The organism is Streptomyces sp. CB02261, from assembly GCF_001905665.1.
In the GTDB taxonomy this organism is placed as follows: domain Bacteria; phylum Actinomycetota; class Actinomycetes; order Streptomycetales; family Streptomycetaceae; genus Streptomyces.
In genome coordinates this window covers 236614-255024 of the sequence record NZ_LIVX01000011.1, presented here as the reverse complement: position 1 = coordinate 255024, position 18411 = coordinate 236614, and the positions used below count along the sequence as shown (strand labels likewise).

Sequence of the window (18411 nt, the reverse complement as noted above, 5' to 3'; positions counted from 1 at the left end):
GCGGCGGCCGGGGGACCCGATCGGGTCCCCCGGCCGCCGACCGGCCGACCGCATGCTTGCATACATAGTCCGACGGCTCTTCGCAGTCGTCGCGATGCTGCTCGTCGTCACCTTGGTGACGCTCAGCATCTTCTTCCTCATCCCCAAGATGACCGGCAGCGACCCTGCCGCGATGTTCGTCGGCAAGCAGGCGGATCCGGCTTCCATCGAGGCCGTCCGGCAGAAGCTCGGCCTGGACGAGCCGATCCTGGTGCAGTTCTGGCACTTCGTCTCCGGCATCTTCGTCGGACGCGACTACACCGGTGGCGGCGACACGATCCACTGTGCCGCGCCCTGCTTCGGCTACTCGTTCCGCACCGAGCAGGACGTCTGGTCGATGCTGGTCGACGCCTTCCCCGTGACCCTCTCCATGGTCATCGGCGCGGCCGTGCTCTGGCTGGTCCTCGGCGTGTCCACGGGCGTGGTCTCCGCGCTCAAGCGGGGCACGATCATCGACCGCGCGGCGATGATCACCGCGCTCGCCGGCGTCTCGCTGCCCATCTTCTTCACCGCCATGCTGGCGATGTTGGTCTTCCGCACGCAGCTGGGCTGGGTCAACGCCTCGTACACGCCGATCAGCGAGTCCTTCGGCGGCTGGTTCGGCGGTCTGCTCCTGCCCTGGGTGACCCTCGCCTTCCTGTACGCGGCGATGTACGCGCGGCTCACCCGCGCCACCATGCTGGAGGTCCTCGGCGAGGACTACATCCGCACCGCACGGGCCAAGGGCCTCCCGGAGCCGGTCGTGCTCGGCAAGCACGCCATGCGCTCCACCATGACCCCCATCCTGACCATCTTCGGCATGGACCTCGGCGCCCTCGTCGGCGGCGCGATCCTGACCGAGACCGCGTTCAGCCTCCACGGCCTCGGCGGCCTCGCCATCAAGGGCGTGAGCGAGCGTGACCTGCCGCTGATCCTGGCCGTCACCCTCATCACCGCCGCCTGCGTCGTCATCGCGAACCTCGTGGTGGACCTTCTGTACGCGGTGATCGACCCCCGAGTGAGGCTCGCATGACGGACAAGCTGACGAAGACCGGCACGGCGGTGGGAGAACCCGTCGCCACCGGGAAGTCGGCGGGCACGTCCGCCCCCTCCGACGCCTTCCTCGACGTACGCGACCTGAAGATCCACTTCCCGACCGACGACGGCCTCGTCAAGTCGGTCGACGGACTCAGCTTCCAGCTGGAGAAGGGCAAGACCCTCGGCATCGTGGGCGAGTCCGGCTCCGGCAAGTCGGTCACCTCGCTCGGCATCATGGGCCTGCACACGGTCGGCCAGTACGGCCGCCAGAAGGCGAGGATCTCCGGTGAGATCTGGCTGAACGGCCGCGAGCTGCTCTCGGCCGACCCGGACGAGGTCCGCAGGCTGCGCGGCCGCGAGATGGCGATGATCTTCCAGGACCCGCTGTCCGCGATGCACCCGTACTACACGGTCGGGCACCAGATCGTGGAGGCGTACCGCGTCCACCACCCCGTCGACAAGAAGACGGCGCGCAGGCGGGCCGTCGAACTCCTCGACCGGGTCGGCATCCCCGAGCCCGCCAAGCGGTTCGACAACTACCCGCACGAGTTCTCCGGCGGCATGCGCCAGCGCGCGATGATCGCCATGGCGCTCGTCAACAACCCCGCGCTGCTCATCGCGGACGAGCCGACGACGGCGCTGGACGTCACGGTCCAGGCCCAGATCCTCGACCTGATGCGGGACCTGCAGAAGGAGTTCGGCTCCGCGGTCGTCATCATCACCCACGACCTCGGTGTCGTCGCCGAGCTCGCCGACGACATCCTCGTGATGTACGGCGGGCGCTGCGTCGAGCGCGGACCGGCCGAGTCGGTCTTCTACGAGCCGCAGCACCCCTACACCTGGGGCCTGCTCGGCTCGATGCCGAGGATCGACCGCGACCAGACCGAGCGGCTCATCCCCGTGAAGGGCAACCCGCCCAGCCTCATCAACATCCCGAGCGGCTGCGCCTTCAACCCCCGCTGCCCGTACGCGGACGTCCCCAAGGGCGGCATCACGCGCACCGAGCGGCCCGAGCTGGCGCCGGCCGGGGACCGCCACTTCTCGGCCTGCCACATGCCGCAGGAGGAGCGGACCCGCATCTGGACCGAAGAGATTGCGCCGAAACTGTGAGCGACATGAGCGACAACACGGAACCTCTGCTCAAGGTCACCGGCCTGAAGAAGCACTTCCCCATCAAGAAGGGGCTGCTCCAGCGCCAGACCGGCGCCGTCAAGGCGGTCGACGGGATCGACTTCGAGGTCCTGCCAGGTGAGACCCTCGGCGTCGTGGGCGAGTCCGGCTGCGGCAAGTCCACGATGGGCCGGCTCATCACCCGGCTGCTCGAACCGACCGGCGGCACCGTCGAGTTCCAGGGCAAGGACATCTCCCACCTCGGGGTGGCGGGCATGCGCCCGTTCCGCCGGGACATCCAGATGATCTTCCAGGACCCGTACGGTTCGCTGAACCCGCGCCACACGGTCGGCACGATCGTCTCGGCGCCCTTCAAGCTCCAGGGCGTCGAGCCCGAGGGCGGGGTGAAGAAGGAGGTCCAGCGGCTGCTCGGCCTGGTGGGCCTGAACCCCGAGCACTACAACCGCTACCCGCACGAGTTCTCGGGCGGCCAGCGCCAGCGCATCGGCATCGCCCGGGCGCTCGCCCTCAAGCCGAAGCTGGTCGTCGCGGACGAGCCGGTCTCCGCCCTGGACGTCTCCATCCAGGCGCAGGTGGTCAACCTGCTGGACGACCTCCAGCGGGAGCTGGGCCTCACGTACGTGATCATCGCCCACGACCTGTCGGTCATCCGGCACGTCTCCGACCGCATCGCGGTCATGTACCTGGGCAAGATCGTCGAGCTCGCGGACCGCAAGTCGCTGTACGAGAACCCGATGCACCCGTACACCCGGGCCCTGATGTCCGCGGTCCCGATCCCGGACCCGCGCCGCCGGGGCGCCAAGAGCGACCGCATCCTGCTGACCGGCGACGTCCCGTCCCCGATCGCGCCGCCGCCGGGCTGCCGCTTCAACACGCGCTGCTGGAAGGCCACGGACGTCTGCCGCACCCAGGAGCCCCCGCTCGTGGAGCTCCGGCCGGGCCAGCGGGTGGCGTGCCACCACCCGGAGAACGCGGAGTCCCTGACGGTCCCGGCGGCGAGGGAGTCGGTGGAACTGACCTCGAAGCCGGACGCGTAACCCCCGAGGCCGCGACAAGCCTCGGGGCCTGCGCCCGGGTCGCCTGCCTCCGCCCCGCCGGACCGCCGCAGCCTCCGGGCGACGCCCCGGGGCCGGGCGTCGTAGCGGGCGCTCGATCCGCCGGGCCGGCCCGCAGCGGGCGTTCGACCCGCCGCGGCGGGCCTGCACCCGCCGTTGTGGGCGTTCGTTCCCCTGGGGCGGCGCCCACCCGCCGCCCCTGTTGTGGGCATTCGTTCCGCTGGGGCGGAACGGGTGGGCACAACGGAACGGCGCCCCGTGCCGGGCCTAGGCTTCCGGGCCTGAACCCGCACCCGGTGTGCGCCGCACATGGGGTGCGGGTCAAGGCGCAAGGGGCGGAGGCGCCGCCAAGGGCGCCGTCCCGTGTGCCCACCCGTCCCGCCCTGCGGGACGATTGCCCACACGGCGGGTGGGCAAGGGCAATGCGGTGGTGGCCCGCGCCCCCGCGCCGGGCGGCGCCGCACAGGCAGCGCGGCGATGGCCCGCGAAGGGCGGCGCACCGCGTCGGGTGGCCCCGCAAGTGGCGGGTCCCGTCCGCGGCGGCGGCCCGCGCGTGCCCGCGCCGGGTGGCGCCGGACAGGCAGCGCGGCGGCGCCCCGCGAAGGGCGGCGCGCCGCCCCGCAGCCGGCCGCGCCCCCGCGGGGTGGCCCGGGGCGGGGGGTGGCCCGGGCGGTCGGGACAATGGGGCGGTGCTCCACAATCTGTTCAGTCCCGACGTCCAGCACGCCCTGGACCTCGTCGGCATCTTCGTCTTCGCCATCTCCGGCGCCCTCCTCGCCGTCCGCAAGAACTTCGACGTCTTCGGCATCGCCGTCCTCGCCGAGGTCACCGCCCTCGGCGGCGGCCTCTTCCGCGACCTGGTCATCGGCGCCGTACCCCCCGCCGCCTTCACCGATCTCGGCTACTTCCTCATGCCGCTGATCGCGACGGTCCTCGTCTTCTTCCTGCACCCGCAGGTCGAACGCACCCAGCGGGCCGTCAACGTCTTCGACGCCGCCGGCCTGGGCCTCTTCTGCGTGACCGGTACGACGAAGGCGTACGACTACGGCCTCGGCCTCACCGCCTCCGCCGCGCTCGGTCTCGCGACCGCCGTCGGCGGCGGTGTCCTGCGGGACGTGCTCGCGAACGAGGTGCCGTCGCTGCTGCGCTGGGACCGCGACCTCTACGCGGTGCCGGCGATCGTCGGCGCGGTGATGGTCGTGCTCTGCATCCGCTTCGACGTCCTCAACCCCTTCACCAGCGGCGCGGCCGTCCTCACCGCCTTCGCGCTGCGGCTGCTCGCGCTGCACTACCACTGGCGCGCTCCGCGGGCCTGGAACCGGCGCTCGTCCGCGCGCGAGGAGCCCGAAAAAGCTACCGCTCAGTAAGTAGCTGCGGTACCGTCGGAGACATGAGCATGAGCACCTCCCTCGCGACCAGCGAGTTCGACCGCGACACCGCCCTGACCCTCCGCGAGCCCGGCGTGTACGACGCCGAGCTCTCCGCCGGCTGGACGATCATCCACGCGGTCAACGGCGGCTACCTCCTCGCTCTGCTCGGCCGAGCCCTCGGCGAGCACCTCCCGCACCCCGACCCCTTCACGATCTCGGCGCACTACCTCACGCCGTCCGTGCCGGGTCCCGCGGTGATCAGGACGGAGACGGTCCGTACGGGCCGCACGCTGTCCACCGGGCAGGCCTCGCTCTTCCAGTACGCGGAGGACGGCACCGAGGTCGAGCGCATCCGGGTCCTCGCCTCGTACGGCGACCTCGACGCGCTCCCCGACGACGTCCGCACCACGGCGACGCCCCCGGCGATGGCGGCCATCGAGAACTGCTTCGGCGCCTCGGACGGCCCCCGGCCCGAGATCCCCGGTTCCTCCGCGATCACCGACCGGCTCGACATCCGGCTCGACCCCGCGTGCGTCGGCTGGGCGATCGGAGCGCCCTCGGGCAAGGGCGAGATGCGGGCCTGGTTCGGCCTCGCCGACGGCCGGGAGCCCGACGCGCTGTCGCTGCTCCTGACGGTCGACGCCCTGCCGCCGACCTCCTTCGAACTGGGCCTGAAGGGCTGGACCCCGACCGTCGAGCTCACCACCCACGTCCGCTGCCGCCCCGCCCCGGGTCCGCTGCGGGTCTCCATCACCACCCGCAACCTCGCCGGCGGCTTCCTGGAGGAGGACGCGGAGGTCTGGGACAGCGCCGACCGCCTGGTGGCCCAGTCCCGCCAACTGGCCCGCGCGCCCCGAGCCTGACCCGGACGAGGCGCACGGGGCGCACCGGACGGTGCGCCCCGGCGGCGTAAACCGGCCACCCGCCGGGACCGGCGGCGTGGGCTCGTAGAATCGACCCACCATGGCATACCTCGACCACGCCGCGACCACGCCCATGCTGCCCGAGGCGATCGAGGCGATGACCGCCCAGCTCGCCGTCACGGGCAACGCCTCCTCCCTCCACGCCCCCGGACGGCGGGCCCGGCGGACCGTCGAGGAGGGGCGCGAGACCCTCGCCGCCGCGCTCGGCGCGCGGCCGAGCGAGGTCGTCCTCACCTCCGGCGGCACCGAGGCCGACAACCTCGCGGTGAAGGGCCTGTACTGGGCCCGTCGGGACGCCGACCCCCGCCGCACCCGCGTCCTGGCCAGCCCCGTGGAGCACCACGCCGTGCTCGACGCCGTCGACTGGCTCGCCACCCATGAGGGCGCCGACGTCGAGTACCTGCCGGTCGACGCGTACGGACGGGTGCACCCCGAGGCCCTGCGGGAGGCGATCGCGCGGGACCCGGACTCCGTCGCCCTCGCCACCGTCATGTGGGCCAACAACGAGATCGGCACGGTCATGCCGGTCCGCCGACTCGCGGACGTGGCGGCCGAGTTCGGCGTACCGCTGCACGCCGACGCCGTCCAGGCGGTCGGTCAGGTCCCGGTCGACTTCGCCGCGTCCGGACTCGCCGCGATGACCGTGTCCGGCCACAAGATCGGCGGCCCCTACGGCATCGGCGCCCTCCTCCTGGGCCGCGAGCACACCCCCGTACCCGTGCTGCACGGCGGAGGCCAGGAGCGGCACGTCCGCTCCGGCACCCTCGACGTGCCGGCCGTCGCCGCGTTCGCCGTCGCCGCCCTGCTCGCCACCGAGCGGCGCGAGGAGTTCGCCCGCGAGGTCGGCGCCCTCCGCGACGAGCTCGTCACCGCCGTCCGTTCGGCCGTCCCCGACGCCCTCCTCGGCGGCGACCCCGTCGAGCGGCTCCCTGCCAACGCCCACTTCACCTTCCCCGGCTGCGAGGGCGACTCGCTGCTGCTGCTGCTCGACGCCGCAGGGATCGCCTGCTCCACCGGCTCCGCCTGCACCGCGGGCATCGCCCAGCCGAGCCACGTCCTGCTGGCCACCGGCACCGACCCGGACCTGGCCCGGGGCACCCTGCGGTTCTCCCTGGGCCACACCTCCACCAAGGAGGACGTCGCGGCGGTCGCGGGCGCGATCGGCCCGGCCGTCGAGCGCGCGCGGACGGCCGGCCTCACCTGATCCCCGCGAGGCCGCCCGGGCGGGCCGGTCAGGTGGGTCTCTTCGACGCCTCCCGCACCAGCTTCAGATAGCGGTCCCAGTCCCAGTGCGGACCGGGGTCGGTGTGGTCGGTGCCCTCGACCTCCACGTGCCCGATGATGTGCTCGCGGTCCACGGGTATCCCGTGCCGCGCGCAGATGTCGGCGGTGAGCCGCGCCGACCCCGCGTACATCGCCGCCGTGAAGTCCTGCGGCCGGTCGACGAAACCCTCGTGCTCGATGCCGATGCTCCGCTCGTTCATGTCACGGTTCCCGGCGTGGAAACCGACGTCGAGCTCCCGGATCATCTGCGCCACGTGCCCGTCCTTGCGGACGACGTAGTGCGTGGCCGCGCCGTGCCCCGGGTTCTTGAAGACCTTCAGGGCGGTCGCGTAACTGCCCTGGACGACATGGATCACGACCCGGTCGATCCGGTAGTCGTCCGGCCGGTCGGCCCGCCGCCAGTTCGCCCGCGACGCCGAGGACCACTCGGCGGCCCGGTGGTCCAGCTCACCCTCGACCCGCTTCTTCTCCATCCCCGGCAGCCGCCACCAGGCACGCGCCAGCTCGTCCCGCGCCAGCGCGGCCGTGCCCAGCACGGCGGCCCCGCCCCCGAGCAGGACGGCGCGCCGCCCCACCTTCTTGTTCGGCTTGCTCCCCATGCCACCGAGAACGCTTACTACCGCGACCGTGGTTCCCGTCGCCCCGTACCCTGGTAGGGCTATGACTCAGACTCCGCCCCCGCGCCCCCTCCGCGTCCTCGCCGCCATGTCGGGCGGAGTGGACTCCGCCGTCGCCGCCGCCCGTGCCGCCGAAGCCGGTCACGACGTGACCGGCGTGCACCTCGCGCTCTCCGCGAACCCGCAGTCCTTCCGCACGGGCGCGCGTGGCTGTTGCACGATCGAGGATTCCCGCGACGCCCGCCGGGCCGCCGACGTCATCGGCATCCCCTTCTACGTGTGGGACCTCGCCGAGCGGTTCCGTGAGGACGTCGTCGACGACTTCGTCGCCGAGTACGAGGCCGGCCGCACCCCCAACCCGTGCCTGCGCTGCAACGAGAAGATCAAGTTCGCGGCGCTGCTCGACAAGGCGCTCGCCCTCGGCTTCGACGCGGTCTGCACCGGCCACTACGCGACAATCGTCCTGAACGAGGACGGCACCCGTGAGCTGCACCGGGCCTCCGACATGGCCAAGGACCAGTCGTACGTCCTCGGTGTCCTGGACGAGAAGCAGCTCGCGCACGCCATGTTCCCCCTGGGCGACACCCTCACCACCAAGGACGAGATCCGCGCGGAGGCCGAGCGGCGCGGGCTCGCGGTCGCGAAGAAGCCCGACAGCCACGACATCTGCTTCATCGCCGACGGCGACACCCAGGGCTTCCTCGCCTCCCGCCTGGGCAGGGCGGAGGGCGACATCGTCGACGAGGCCGGTGCGAAGGTCGGCACCCACGACGGCGCGTACGGCTTCACCATCGGCCAGCGCAAGGGCCTGCGGATCGGCCACCCGGCCGCGGACGGCAAGCCCCGCTACGTCCTCGACATCTCGCCCGTGAACAACACGGTCACCGTCGGCCCCGTCGAGGCCCTCGACGTCACCGGCCTGACGGCGATCAAGCCCCGCTGGTGCGGCGCCGCACCGGAGGGCTCCGGCCGCTACACCGCCCAGCTCCGCGCCCACGGCGGCGAGACCGAGGTGACGGCGTCCCTGGCGGACGGCGAGCTCACGGTCACCTTCGCCGAGCCGGTCCGCGGCGTGGCGCCCGGCCAGGCGATCGTGCTGTACGACGGCACCCGCGTGGTGGGCTCGGCCACGATCGCGACGACGACCCGCCGCACGACGGCGACCGCCACCGCGTAGACCCCCCTCAAGCGGCGCCCACGGCCTCCCGGTCCTCGCACAGGAACTCCACGAGGACCGGGGCCAGGACGTGCGGGGCGACCTCCTCCGTCTGGCCCGTCAGGGTGCGGTGCCGGGCGCGGGGGAGGGCCGCCGTGACCGCGCGGGCCGCGTCCCGGGTCCCCACCGGGCTCGCGCCCCCGTCGACCACCAGGACGCGCGGGGCGACCCGCCCCAGGGACTCCTCGTCGCCCGTGCAGGGCGGCTCGTACACCGACACCGCGCTCATAGGAAGCCCGGCCGCCGCCCCCGCGAGCGCGAGCGCGCCGCCCGCCCCCGTGCCGTGCACGGCCGCGCCGGGGCCCGCCGCCTCCAGGACCGCCGCCAGGTCCTCGATCTCCCGCTCCACCGCCGCGGGCCCGCGCCGCTCGTACGTCACGACGGTGAAGCGCCCGGCGAGCAGCGCGGCCAGCGCCCGCTCGCCCCCGCCCGGCGCCCCGCCCACCAGGACGACCGGGCGCCCGTCCCCGTCCCCGTACCGCTCGTACGCGATCGGCGTCCCGTCCCGTGACGCGACCCGTCCCCGGACCCTGCTCAGCGCGGTCTTCACCTCGTCCATGGCAGTGCAGACCCGGCCCGTCACCGGAACTCATCGCCGGACAACGGGATTTCCCCAAGAATCTCGGAAGCGCCTGGTCAGCGCCTACGGTGGAGCGCATGAACATCTGCGTCTTCCTCTCCGCGGCCGACCTGGACGAGCGCTACACGGCCCCCGCCCGCGAGTTCGCCCGCCTCCTCGGCAAGGCCGGGCACACCCTGGTCTGGGGCGGCTCCGACACCGGCCTGATGAAGGTCGTCGCGGACGGCGTCGAGGAGGCCGGCGGCCGGCTCGTCGGCGTCTCCGTCGACTTCCTCGCCCACAAGGCCCGCCCGCACGCCGACGAGATGGTCGTCACCGCGGACCTGTCCGCCCGCAAGGCGCTCCTCCTCGCCAAGTCCGACGCGATCGTGATCATGGTCGGCGGCACCGGAACCCTCGACGAGGCCACCGAGATCCTGGAGCTGAAGAAGCACGGCCGGCACGGCAAGCCGGTGGTCCTGCTCAACACGGCCGGCTTCTACGACGGCCTGAAGACCCAGCTCCGCCGCATGGACGAGGAGGGCTTCCTCCCCCTGCCCCTCACCGACCTGGTCTTCTTCGCCGACGACGCCCCGACGGCCCTCGCCCACCTGGAGGAGAACATCCGCGCGCGCTGATGGGAGCATGGCTCCCATGGCTACACATGTGATCACCGGAGCCGGTTCCGGCATCGGCGCGGCCGTCGCGCGCCGCCTCCACGCGCGCGGGGACGAGCTCGTGCTGCACGCGCGGGACGCGGGTCGGGCCAAGGAGCTCGCCGCGGAGTTCCCCGGCGCCCGGACGCTCGTCGGGGACCTCGCGGACCCGGACCGGCTGTCCTGGGCGTTCTCGCACCAGACCATGCCCGAGCGGGTGGACAGCCTGCTGCACATCGCGGGCGTCGTCGACCTCGGGCCCATCGGGGACCTCACCCCGAAGACCTGGCACCACCAGCTCAACGTCAACCTGGTCGCCCCGGCCGAACTGACCCGGCACCTCCTGCCCCAGCTGCGGGTCTCCCAGGGCCACGTCGTCTTCGTGAACTCGGGCGCCGGGCTCAACGCGCACGCCGAGTGGGGCGCGTACGCCGCCTCCAAGCACGGTCTCAAGGCCCTCGCGGACGCGCTGCGCCACGAGGAGCACGCCAACGGCGTGCGGGTCACCTCCGTCTACCCGGGCCGTACCGCGAGCCCCATGCAGGCGAAGGTCCACGCCCAGGAGGGCAAGGAGTACGACCCCTCGCGGTGGATCGACCCCGAGTCGGTCGCGACGGCGATCCTCACCGCGATCGACCTGCCGCGCGACGCGGAGATCAACGACCTCTCCGTCAGGCCGGGACGCTGACCATGAGCGACTCGGACCACACGAAGCTCTGGGGGCCCGCCACCGGCGTCGGTTCCCTGCCGGGCGGCGACGCCCGGGAGGCCGCCAGGGCCGCCACCGGCTCCTTCGAGGACTTCCCGTTCCTGGCCGAGCTGCCCGCCCGCGGCCCCGGCGCCGACATGATCGGCCGGACGATCGGGATGCTCGTCGACCTGTACGCGCACGTGGAGCCGAGCGGCTGGCGGATCAGCGACCGGCCCGGCCGGGACACCCGGCGGGCCCGCTCCTGGATGGGCGAGGACCTGGACGCCCTGGAGGAGTTCACCCAGGGGTACGAGGGCCCGCTCAAGGTCCAGGCCGTCGGCCCGTGGACGCTCGCCGCGGCCCTGGAGCTGCGCGGCGGCGAGGCGGCGCTCGGGGACCCGGGCGCCTGTCGTGACCTGGTCGGATCCCTCGCCGAAGGCCTCCACGGGCACCTCGCGGACGTGCGCAAGCGGATCCCCGGGGCCAGGGTCGTCCTTCAGCTCGACGAGCCCTCGCTCACCGCGGTCCTGCGCGGCCACGTCCGTACCGCCAGCGGCTACCGGACCTACCGGGCCGTCGACCGGCAGGTCGTCGAGAGCGCCCTGCGCGAGGTGATGGGGGTCCACGACGGACCGGTGGTCGTCCACTCCTGCGCCCCGGACGTCCCCTTCGCCCTGCTGTGGCGGGCCGGAGCGGCCGGTGTCTCGTTCGACTTCGGGCTGCTCACCGAGCGTGACGAGGAGACGATCGGGGAGGCCGTGGAGGCCGGCACGAAGCTCTTCGCCGGTGTGGTGGCGTCCACCGACGGCCCGTTGTCGGACCCGGGCGGTAGCGTCATGTGTGTCAGGACGTTGTGGCGCAGGCTGGGGCTGAATCCGGGGACTCTCGCGGAGTCCGTGGTCGTCACGCCCACGTGCGGGCTGGCGGGCGCTTCGCCCGCCTACGCCCGCGCGGCGCTCGCTCACTGCGCCCGGGCGGCGACATCGCTCGCGGACAACCCAGAGTGACCGGGTTTCGAGGCACGGGAGGACGGACGAAGGTGGCAGTCGAACAGGGGGCCCTGCCCGCCGAGGCACGGGAGAAGCACGCCGATCTGGCCGAGCAGGTCGAGGAGCACCGCTTCCGGTACTACGTGAAGGACCAGCCGGTCATCAGCGACGGCGAGTTCGACAGGCTCCTGCGCGCCCTGGAGGCGCTGGAGGAGGAGTACCCGGAGCTGCGGACGCCCGACTCACCGACCCAGAAGGTCGCGGGGCAGTACGAGACCGAGTTCACCTCCGTGGAGCACCGCGAGCGGATGCTCTCCCTGGACAACGCCTTCGACGACGAGGAGTTGGCCGCCTGGGCCGAGCGTGTCGCCCGGGACGTCGGCACGCCCGACCACCACTTCCTGTGCGAGCTGAAGGTCGACGGCCTGGCCGTGAACCTGACGTACGAGCACGGGCGGCTGACCCGGGCCGCGACCCGCGGCGACGGGCGCACCGGCGAGGACATCACGCCCAACGTGCGCACGATCGCCGACATCCCGGAGCGGCTGCGGGGCGACCGGATCCCGGACCTCGTGGAGATCCGCGGCGAGGTCTACTTCCCGATGGAGGCCTTCCTGGGGCTCAACGCCCGCCTGGTCGAGGCCGGCGACAAGCCCTTCGCCAACCCGCGCAACGCGGCGGCCGGTTCGCTCCGCCAGAAGGACCCGAAGGTCACCGCCTCCCGCCCGCTCCACATGGTGGTGCACGGCATCGGCGCCCGCGAGGGCTTCGACATCGCGCTGCTCTCGGAGGCGTACGGGCTCCTCCACGAGTGGGGCCTGCCCACCGCCCGGCACAACAAGGTGGTCGGCTCGCTCGACGAGGTGCGGGAGTTCATCACGTACTTCGGCGAGAACCGCCACTCGGTCGAGCACGAGATCGACGGGGTCGTGGTCAAGCTCGACGAGATCCCGCTGCAGGGCAGGCTGGGCTCCACCGCGCGCGCCCCGCGCTGGGCCATCGCCTGGAAGTACGCGCCGGAGGAGGTCAACACCAAGCTGCTCGACATCAAGGTCGGCGTCGGCAGGACCGGGCGCGTCACGCCGTACGCGCAGGTGGAGCCGGTGACCGTGGCCGGCTCCGAGGTCGAGTTCGCCACCCTCCACAACCAGGAGGTGGTGAAGGCCAAGGGCGTGCTGATCGGTGACACGGTCGTGCTGCGCAAGGCCGGCGACGTCATCCCGGAGATCCTCGGGCCGGTCGCCGACCTGCGGGACGGCACCGAGCGGGAGTTCGTGATGCCGGCCGAGTGCCCGGAGTGCGGGACGCCGCTGAAGCCGATGAAGGAGGGCGACATCGACCTCCGCTGTCCGAACGCCCGGACCTGCCCGGCCCAGCTGCGCGAGCGGCTCTTCTTCCTGGCCGGGCGCCAGTGCCTGGACATCGAGAACTTCGGCGCGGTGGCCGCGGCGGCGCTGACCCGGCCCCTGGAGCCGGCCGAGCCGCCGCTCGCCGACGAGGGCGACCTCTTCGACCTCACCATCGAGCAGCTGCTGCCGATCAAGGCGTACGTCCTCGATCCGGACAGCGGGCTGCCCAAGCGGGACCCGAAGTCCGGCGAGGAGAAGATCGTCACGGTCTTCGCCAACCAGAAGGGCGAGCCGAAGAAGAACGCCCTCGCCATGCTGGAGAACATCGCGGCGGCCAAGGAGCGCCCCCTCGCCCGCTTCATCAACGGCCTGTCGATCCGGCACGTGGGGCCGGTCGCGGCCGAGGCGCTGGCCCGCGAGTTCCGCTCCCTGGAGCGGATCGAGCAGGCGAGCGAGGAGGAGCTGGCGGCCGTCGACGGCGTCGGCGGGATCATCGCGGCCGCGGTGAAGCAGTGGTTCTCCGAGGAGTGGCACCGGGAGATCGTGCGCAAGTGGCGCGCGGCCGGGATCAGTCTGGAGGACGAGGGAGCGGGCGAGGACGAGGGGCCGCGTCCGCTGGAAGGTCTCACGGTCGTGGTGACCGGCACCCTGGAGAAGTTCACCAGGGATGGCGCAAAAGAGTCCCTGCAGCGGCTCGGAGCGAAGGTGACCGGTTCCGTTTCGAAGAAGACCGCCTTCGTGGTGGTGGGTGAGAACCCAGGTTCGAAGTACGACAAGGCGATGCAGCTGAAGGTTCCGGTTCTGGACGAGGACGGCTTCGCGATCCTGCTCGAACAAGGGCCCGACGCCGCCCGGGAGGCCGCCGTCCCGGTCGCCGGCTGACCCTCCCACCCGTCCCCGCCGCCCGCCGCGAAGGCCCCGTCGCCGTCCCGTCGGGGCCCCGGTCGGCCCCTGGAACATCACCCGTTCGGCGCATACCAGATCGTTACGGGTGGCCGGGTCGCATTCGGGCAAGACAAGGAGAGCGCTGCCCGTCGAAGCCCTCGGCGGCCTAGTGTGGTGACCGTGCGTCTCGTCCTGCACGGCCGCGCGAGGGCTCTGCCGGTCATGGCGCCGGGGCAACGTCCCCGTCGACACGAGAGACGGCCGCCCGACGGCGGCCGTACGACGGACGACCGGACGACGGACGGCCGCGCGACCGCGGCCGTCGCACACCGACGGCACCGCCGCCTGTGAGAGGGACGGGAATGGAACCGACCGAGAGCGCCGCCCGGGTCCCACGGCCACACGGCCGTGCGGTCCCCCTGGGCTTCACCTCCCGGCTGCCCGCAGCCGTGGTGGGCATCGCCGCAGTCGTGCTCGTCGCCGGGCTCCAGCGGGCCCTGAGCACCGGCCACGCACTCTTCCCCGGCGGCGTCACCGGGGGCTCCCTGGCCGTCCTCGCCGGCCTCATCGTCGGCCACCTGGTCGCCCTCGGCCGCGACCGCTGGTGGGGCGGCACCGGATCCGGCGCCGCCCTCACCCTCGCCGTGCTCCTCCTCTACGGTTGGGTGCCCGCCGGACTCGTCTCGCTGACCGTGGTCACCCTCGTCGGCGCCGCCCGCCGGCAGCGCTGGCGGCAGGGCCTGCTGCACGGCGCCGCCGACATCATCGGAGTCGTCGCCGCCGCCCTGGTCCTCGCCCTCTTCGGCGACGTGTCCAGCGTCGAGCGGCCCTGGCAGCCCCTCGACTGGACGATCGGGGACCTCCCGGAAGTCGTGCTCGCCGCGGGCGCCTATCTCGTGGCGACCCGCGTCCTCCTGTGGTACACGCTCGCCCCGCAGAGCGGCGGCCTGCCCACGATCGCCCGCACCGCCCTCCTCCGGCAGGGCCTCGTCGCCGTCGCCCTGCTCGGCATCGCCCCCCTGATCTGCCTCGTCGCCGCCACCAGGCCGGTCCTGCTGCCGCTCTTCGCCGTTCCCCTCATCGCCCTCGACTCCACCCTCTGGATCGCCCGTGCCCGCGCCGAGGAGCAGCTGCGCGACCCGCTGACCGGCCTCCCCAACCGCCAGTGGCTCCTGGAGCGGGCCTGGACCGCGCTGGAGGAGGCCGAAGGCGAGGGAGCCCGCGCCGCCCTCGTCCTGATCGACCTCGACCGATTCCGGTCGGTCAACGACACCCTCGGTCACCTCGCGGGCGACCGGCTGCTCCTCCAGATCGCGGACCGGCTCCGCCTCGCCCTGCCGCGCGGCGCCGAGGCCGCCCGGCTCGGCGGCGACGAGTTCGCCGTCCTGCTGCCCACCGCCGACTCCACCACCAGCGCCCAGCGGGTCGCCCGCCACCTCGTCGCCGAACTCTCCTCACCGCTCGACCTCGACGGACTCACCCTCGTCCTGGAGGCCAGCGCCGGCGTCGCCGTCTTCCCCGACCACGCCCTCGACGCCGAAGGCCTGCTGCGCCGCGCCGACGTCGCCATGTACCAGGCCAAGCGGGACCGCACCGGCGTCGAGGTCTACGAGTCCAAGCGCGACTCCAACACGCCCGACCGGCTCGGGCTCCTCGGCGACCTGCGCCGTGCCCTCGACGCCCACGAGGTCGAGCTCCACTACCAGCCCAAGGTCCGCTTCGACGGCCAGGTCGCCGGCCTCGAAGCGCTCGTCCGCTGGGTGCACCCCGAGCGCGGAAAGGTCCCGCCGGACGAGTTCATCGCCATCGCCGAGTCCTCCGGCCTGATGCCGCACCTCACCGAGTACGTCCTGGAGACCGCCCTCGCCCAGGTCGCCCGCTGGCGCGCCCAGGGACTCGACGTCCCGGTCGCCGTCAACGTCTCGCCGCGCGACGTGCACACCCCCGGTTTCGCGGGCGCCGTCGCCGCCCGGCTCGCCCGCCACGGCGTCCCGGCCGGCGCGCTCCAGCTGGAGATAACGGAGCACGTGCTCCTGGAGGACCCCCAGCGGGCCGCCGACACGCTCAACGGGCTCACCGGCCACGGCGTCAAGATGTCCCTCGACGACTTCGGCACCGGCTACTCCTCCCTCGTCCATCTGCGCCGGCTCCCCGTCAGCGAACTGAAGATCGACCGCTCCTTCGTCGCCCGGCTCGCCGTCGACACCGAGGACGCCGAGATCGTCCGCTGCACCGTCGACCTCGCCCACTCCCTCGGCCTCCTCGTGGTCGCGGAGGGCGTGGAGGACGACGAGACCTGGGAGCGCCTGCGCGACCTGGGCTGCGACGCCGTCCAGGGCTGGCTGGTGGCCGCCGCGATGCCCCCCGGCGAGGCGACCGCCTGGCTCCTGGCCCGGGGCGAGCACGGCTGGCGCCGCCCCGCCGACCTGGCGGCCGAGCTGAACCTGGACCAGCCCTCCGGACAGGTGGTCCAGTAGCCCGCGTCCACCCGCCACCTGGACGCCGGGCAAACCGTTTCACGGGCAGCGGCACCGGCCCCATAGGATGGGGCCACACCATCAAGCTCACCCCGTGAGGATCCGCATGCCTGGCATCACGCGCGAGGAGGTCGCCCACCTCGCACGGCTGGCGCGTCTGGAGCTGAAGGGCGAAGAACTCGATCACTTCGCCGGCCAGCTCGACGACATCATCGGCGCGGTCGCCCGCGTCTCCGAGGTCGCCGACCAAGACGTACCGCCGACCTCCCACCCGCTGCCGCTGACCAATGTCATGCGCGCGGACGAGGTCCGTCCGTCGCTCACCCCCGAGCAGGCGCTCTCCGGCGCCCCGGCCCAGGAGCAGCAGCGTTTCAAGGTGCCGCAGATCCTGGGGGAGGACTAACAGTCATGACGGACAACATCATCAAGCTCACCGCGGCCGAGATCGCCGGGAGGATCGCCGCCGGCGAGCTGACCGCCGTCGAGGTCACCGAGGCCCACCTCGCCCGCATCGAGGCCGTCGACGAGAAGGTCCACGCCTTCCTCCACGTCGACCGTGACGGCGCGCTCGCCCAGGCCCGAGCCGTCGACGAGAAGCGCGCCCGCGGCGAGAAGCTCGGCCCGCTCGCCGGTGTGCCGCTCGCGCTCAAGGACATCTTCACCACCGTCGGCATGCCGACCACCGTGGGCTCGAAGATCCTGGAGGGCTGGATCCCGCCGTACGACGCGACCCTGGTCAAGAACCTCAAGGCCGCCGACGTCGTCATCCTCGGCAAGACCAACATGGACGAGTTCGCGATGGGCTCCTCGACGGAGAACAGCGCGTACGGCCCCACCGGCAACCCCTGGGACCTGACCCGGATCCCCGGCGGCTCCGGCGGTGGCTCGTCCGCCGCCCTCGCCGCGTACGAGGCCCCCCTCGCCATCGGCACGGACACCGGCGGCTCCATCCGCCAGCCCGCCGCCGTCACCGGCACCGTCGGCGTCAAGCCGACCTACGGCGGTGTCTCCCGCTACGGCATGGTGGCCTTCTCGTCCTCCCTCGACCAGGGCGGTCCCTGCGCCCGTACGGTCCTGGACGCGGCCCTCCTCCACGAGGCGATCGCCGGGCACGACCCGCTCGACTCGACCTCCATCGACGCGCCGGTCCCGCCGGTCGTCGAGGCCGCGCGGAACGGCTCGGTCGCCGGCATGCGCGTCGGCGTCGTCAAGCAGTTCCGCGGCGAGGGCTACCAGGCCGGTGTCGTGCAGCGCTTCGACGAGTCCGTCGAGCTGCTGAAGTCGCTGGGCGCCGAGATCGTCGAGCTGGACTGCCCGACCTTCGACCTCGCCCTCTCGGCGTACTACCTGATCGCGCCGTCCGAGTGCTCCTCCAACCTGGCCCGCTTCGACGCGATGCGCTACGGCCTGCGGGTCGGCGACGACGGCACCCGGTCGGCCGAGGACGTCACCGCCCTCACCCGCGAGGCCGGCTTCGGCGACGAGGTCAAGCGCCGCATCATCCTCGGTACGTACGCGCTGAGCTCCGGCTACTACGACGCGTACTACGGCTCGGCGCAGAAGGTCCGTACGCTCATCACCCGCGAGTTCGAGCAGGCCTTCGAGCAGGTGGACGTGATCGTCTCCCCGACGACCCCCACCACCGCCTTCCCGATCGGCGAGCGCGCCGACGACCCGATGGCCATGTACCTCGCGGACCTGTGCACCATCCCGACCAACCTGGCCGGCAACGCCGCCATGTCGCTGCCCTGTGGCCTCGCGCCCGAGGACGGTCTCCCGGTCGGCCTGCAGATCATCGCCCCCGCCATGAAGGACGACCGGCTGTACAAGGTCGGCGCCGCCGTCGAGGCCGCCTTCGTGGAAAAGTGGGGACACCCGCTGCTTGAGGAGGCTCCGTCGCTGTGAGTGCCATGGCAAAGAAGGCCAAGAACTTCAAGAAGTCGAAGACCGGCGTCTACGTGTCGCTGGCGTCCACCGCGTTCGGCGCCATCAGCGTCGCCAAGCAGGCGAAGCTGGCCCGCAGCGACGGCGACATGCTGCGGCTCGTCGACGCCGCGGTCTCCGCCGCCGCCATCGTGACCGGCCTGGCGATCCTCTACCGGGAGCTGAAGCGCCTGGGCGACGAAGACGTCCTGCTGGGCTGAGAGGGAAAG

Annotated in this window: 17 protein-coding genes; 15 read left to right on the top strand and 2 right to left on the bottom strand. The window is 72.7% G+C overall.

What is annotated here, in order from left to right; translation table 11 throughout:
* The first annotated feature begins 52 nt into the window (after positions 1 to 52).
* The 6 genes from AMK29_RS30830 (at position 53) to AMK29_RS30805 (ending at position 6739) form a co-directional block, all read left to right on the top strand.
* A complete protein-coding gene (locus tag AMK29_RS30830) occupies positions 53 to 1051 on the top strand; it encodes an ABC transporter permease (RefSeq protein ID WP_073819203.1) in 999 nt (332 codons plus the stop codon).
* On the top strand, positions 1048 to 2166 hold the full coding sequence (locus AMK29_RS30825) for an ABC transporter ATP-binding protein (protein ID WP_073819201.1): 1119 nt from the start codon (positions 1048 to 1050) through the stop codon (positions 2164 to 2166). Before AMK29_RS30830 ends, AMK29_RS30825 begins: the two co-directional genes overlap by 4 nt.
* A gap of 5 nt (positions 2167 to 2171) precedes the next feature.
* The gene (locus AMK29_RS30820) at positions 2172 to 3224 is read left to right on the top strand and encodes an ABC transporter ATP-binding protein (RefSeq protein ID WP_073819256.1); all 1053 of its coding nucleotides are present in this window, start codon (positions 2172 to 2174) and stop codon (positions 3222 to 3224) included.
* A gap of 707 nt (positions 3225 to 3931) precedes the next feature.
* On the top strand, positions 3932 to 4609 hold the full coding sequence (locus AMK29_RS30815) for a trimeric intracellular cation channel family protein (RefSeq protein ID WP_073819199.1): 678 nt from the start codon (positions 3932 to 3934) through the stop codon (positions 4607 to 4609).
* 23 nt (positions 4610 to 4632) lie between these two features.
* The gene (locus AMK29_RS30810) at positions 4633 to 5475 is read left to right on the top strand and encodes a thioesterase family protein (RefSeq protein WP_073819197.1); all 843 of its coding nucleotides are present in this window, start codon (positions 4633 to 4635) and stop codon (positions 5473 to 5475) included.
* Between the two features lie 100 nt (positions 5476 to 5575).
* Positions 5576 to 6739, top strand: coding sequence for a cysteine desulfurase family protein (locus tag AMK29_RS30805; RefSeq protein ID WP_073819195.1), 1164 nt, complete (start codon positions 5576 to 5578; stop codon positions 6737 to 6739).
* 28 nt (positions 6740 to 6767) lie between these two features.
* Here AMK29_RS30805 and AMK29_RS30800 read toward each other — a convergent pair whose 3' ends face one another.
* Complete coding sequence (locus AMK29_RS30800; RefSeq protein ID WP_073819193.1) at positions 6768 to 7418, bottom strand: N-acetylmuramoyl-L-alanine amidase; 651 nt, start codon at positions 7416 to 7418, stop codon at positions 6768 to 6770.
* A 61-nt stretch (positions 7419 to 7479) separates the two neighbouring features.
* Between AMK29_RS30800 and mnmA the strand changes: the two genes are divergently transcribed.
* A complete protein-coding gene (gene mnmA, locus AMK29_RS30795) occupies positions 7480 to 8613 on the top strand; it encodes a tRNA 2-thiouridine(34) synthase MnmA (RefSeq protein WP_073819191.1) in 1134 nt (377 codons plus the stop codon).
* A gap of 7 nt (positions 8614 to 8620) precedes the next feature.
* Here mnmA and AMK29_RS30790 read toward each other — a convergent pair whose 3' ends face one another.
* Positions 8621 to 9211: an alpha/beta fold hydrolase gene (locus AMK29_RS30790; protein WP_073819254.1), complete on the bottom strand. Its 591-nt coding sequence runs from the start codon at positions 9209 to 9211 to the stop codon at positions 8621 to 8623.
* Between the two features lie 98 nt (positions 9212 to 9309).
* Here AMK29_RS30790 and AMK29_RS30785 point away from each other — a divergent pair, with 98 nt between their 5' ends.
* From AMK29_RS30785 to AMK29_RS30750, 8 genes are all read left to right on the top strand, one after another.
* Entirely contained in the window at positions 9310 to 9849 is a 540-nt protein-coding gene (locus AMK29_RS30785) for a TIGR00730 family Rossman fold protein (RefSeq protein WP_073819189.1), read from the top strand.
* 7 nt (positions 9850 to 9856) lie between these two features.
* Positions 9857 to 10555, top strand: coding sequence for an SDR family oxidoreductase (locus AMK29_RS30780; RefSeq protein ID WP_073819187.1), 699 nt, complete (start codon positions 9857 to 9859; stop codon positions 10553 to 10555).
* Between the two features lie 2 nt (positions 10556 to 10557).
* Complete coding sequence (locus AMK29_RS30775; protein ID WP_073819185.1) at positions 10558 to 11565, top strand: methionine synthase; 1008 nt, start codon at positions 10558 to 10560, stop codon at positions 11563 to 11565.
* A gap of 32 nt (positions 11566 to 11597) precedes the next feature.
* On the top strand, positions 11598 to 13778 hold the full coding sequence (gene ligA / locus AMK29_RS30770; protein ID WP_073819183.1) for an NAD-dependent DNA ligase LigA: 2181 nt from the start codon (positions 11598 to 11600) through the stop codon (positions 13776 to 13778).
* 365 nt (positions 13779 to 14143) lie between these two features.
* Positions 14144 to 16258: a putative bifunctional diguanylate cyclase/phosphodiesterase gene (locus AMK29_RS30765; protein WP_073819181.1), complete on the top strand. Its 2115-nt coding sequence runs from the start codon at positions 14144 to 14146 to the stop codon at positions 16256 to 16258.
* Positions 16259 to 16364: 106 nt separating this feature from the next.
* Positions 16365 to 16661, top strand: coding sequence for an Asp-tRNA(Asn)/Glu-tRNA(Gln) amidotransferase subunit GatC (gene gatC, locus AMK29_RS30760; RefSeq protein ID WP_015036350.1), 297 nt, complete (start codon positions 16365 to 16367; stop codon positions 16659 to 16661).
* A 5-nt stretch (positions 16662 to 16666) separates the two neighbouring features.
* On the top strand, positions 16667 to 18163 hold the full coding sequence (gene gatA, locus AMK29_RS30755) for an Asp-tRNA(Asn)/Glu-tRNA(Gln) amidotransferase subunit GatA (protein ID WP_073819179.1): 1497 nt from the start codon (positions 16667 to 16669) through the stop codon (positions 18161 to 18163).
* A gap of 5 nt (positions 18164 to 18168) precedes the next feature.
* On the top strand, positions 18169 to 18402 hold the full coding sequence (locus AMK29_RS30750; protein ID WP_073819177.1) for a hypothetical protein: 234 nt from the start codon (positions 18169 to 18171) through the stop codon (positions 18400 to 18402).
* The last annotated feature ends 9 nt before the right edge of the window (positions 18403 to 18411 follow it).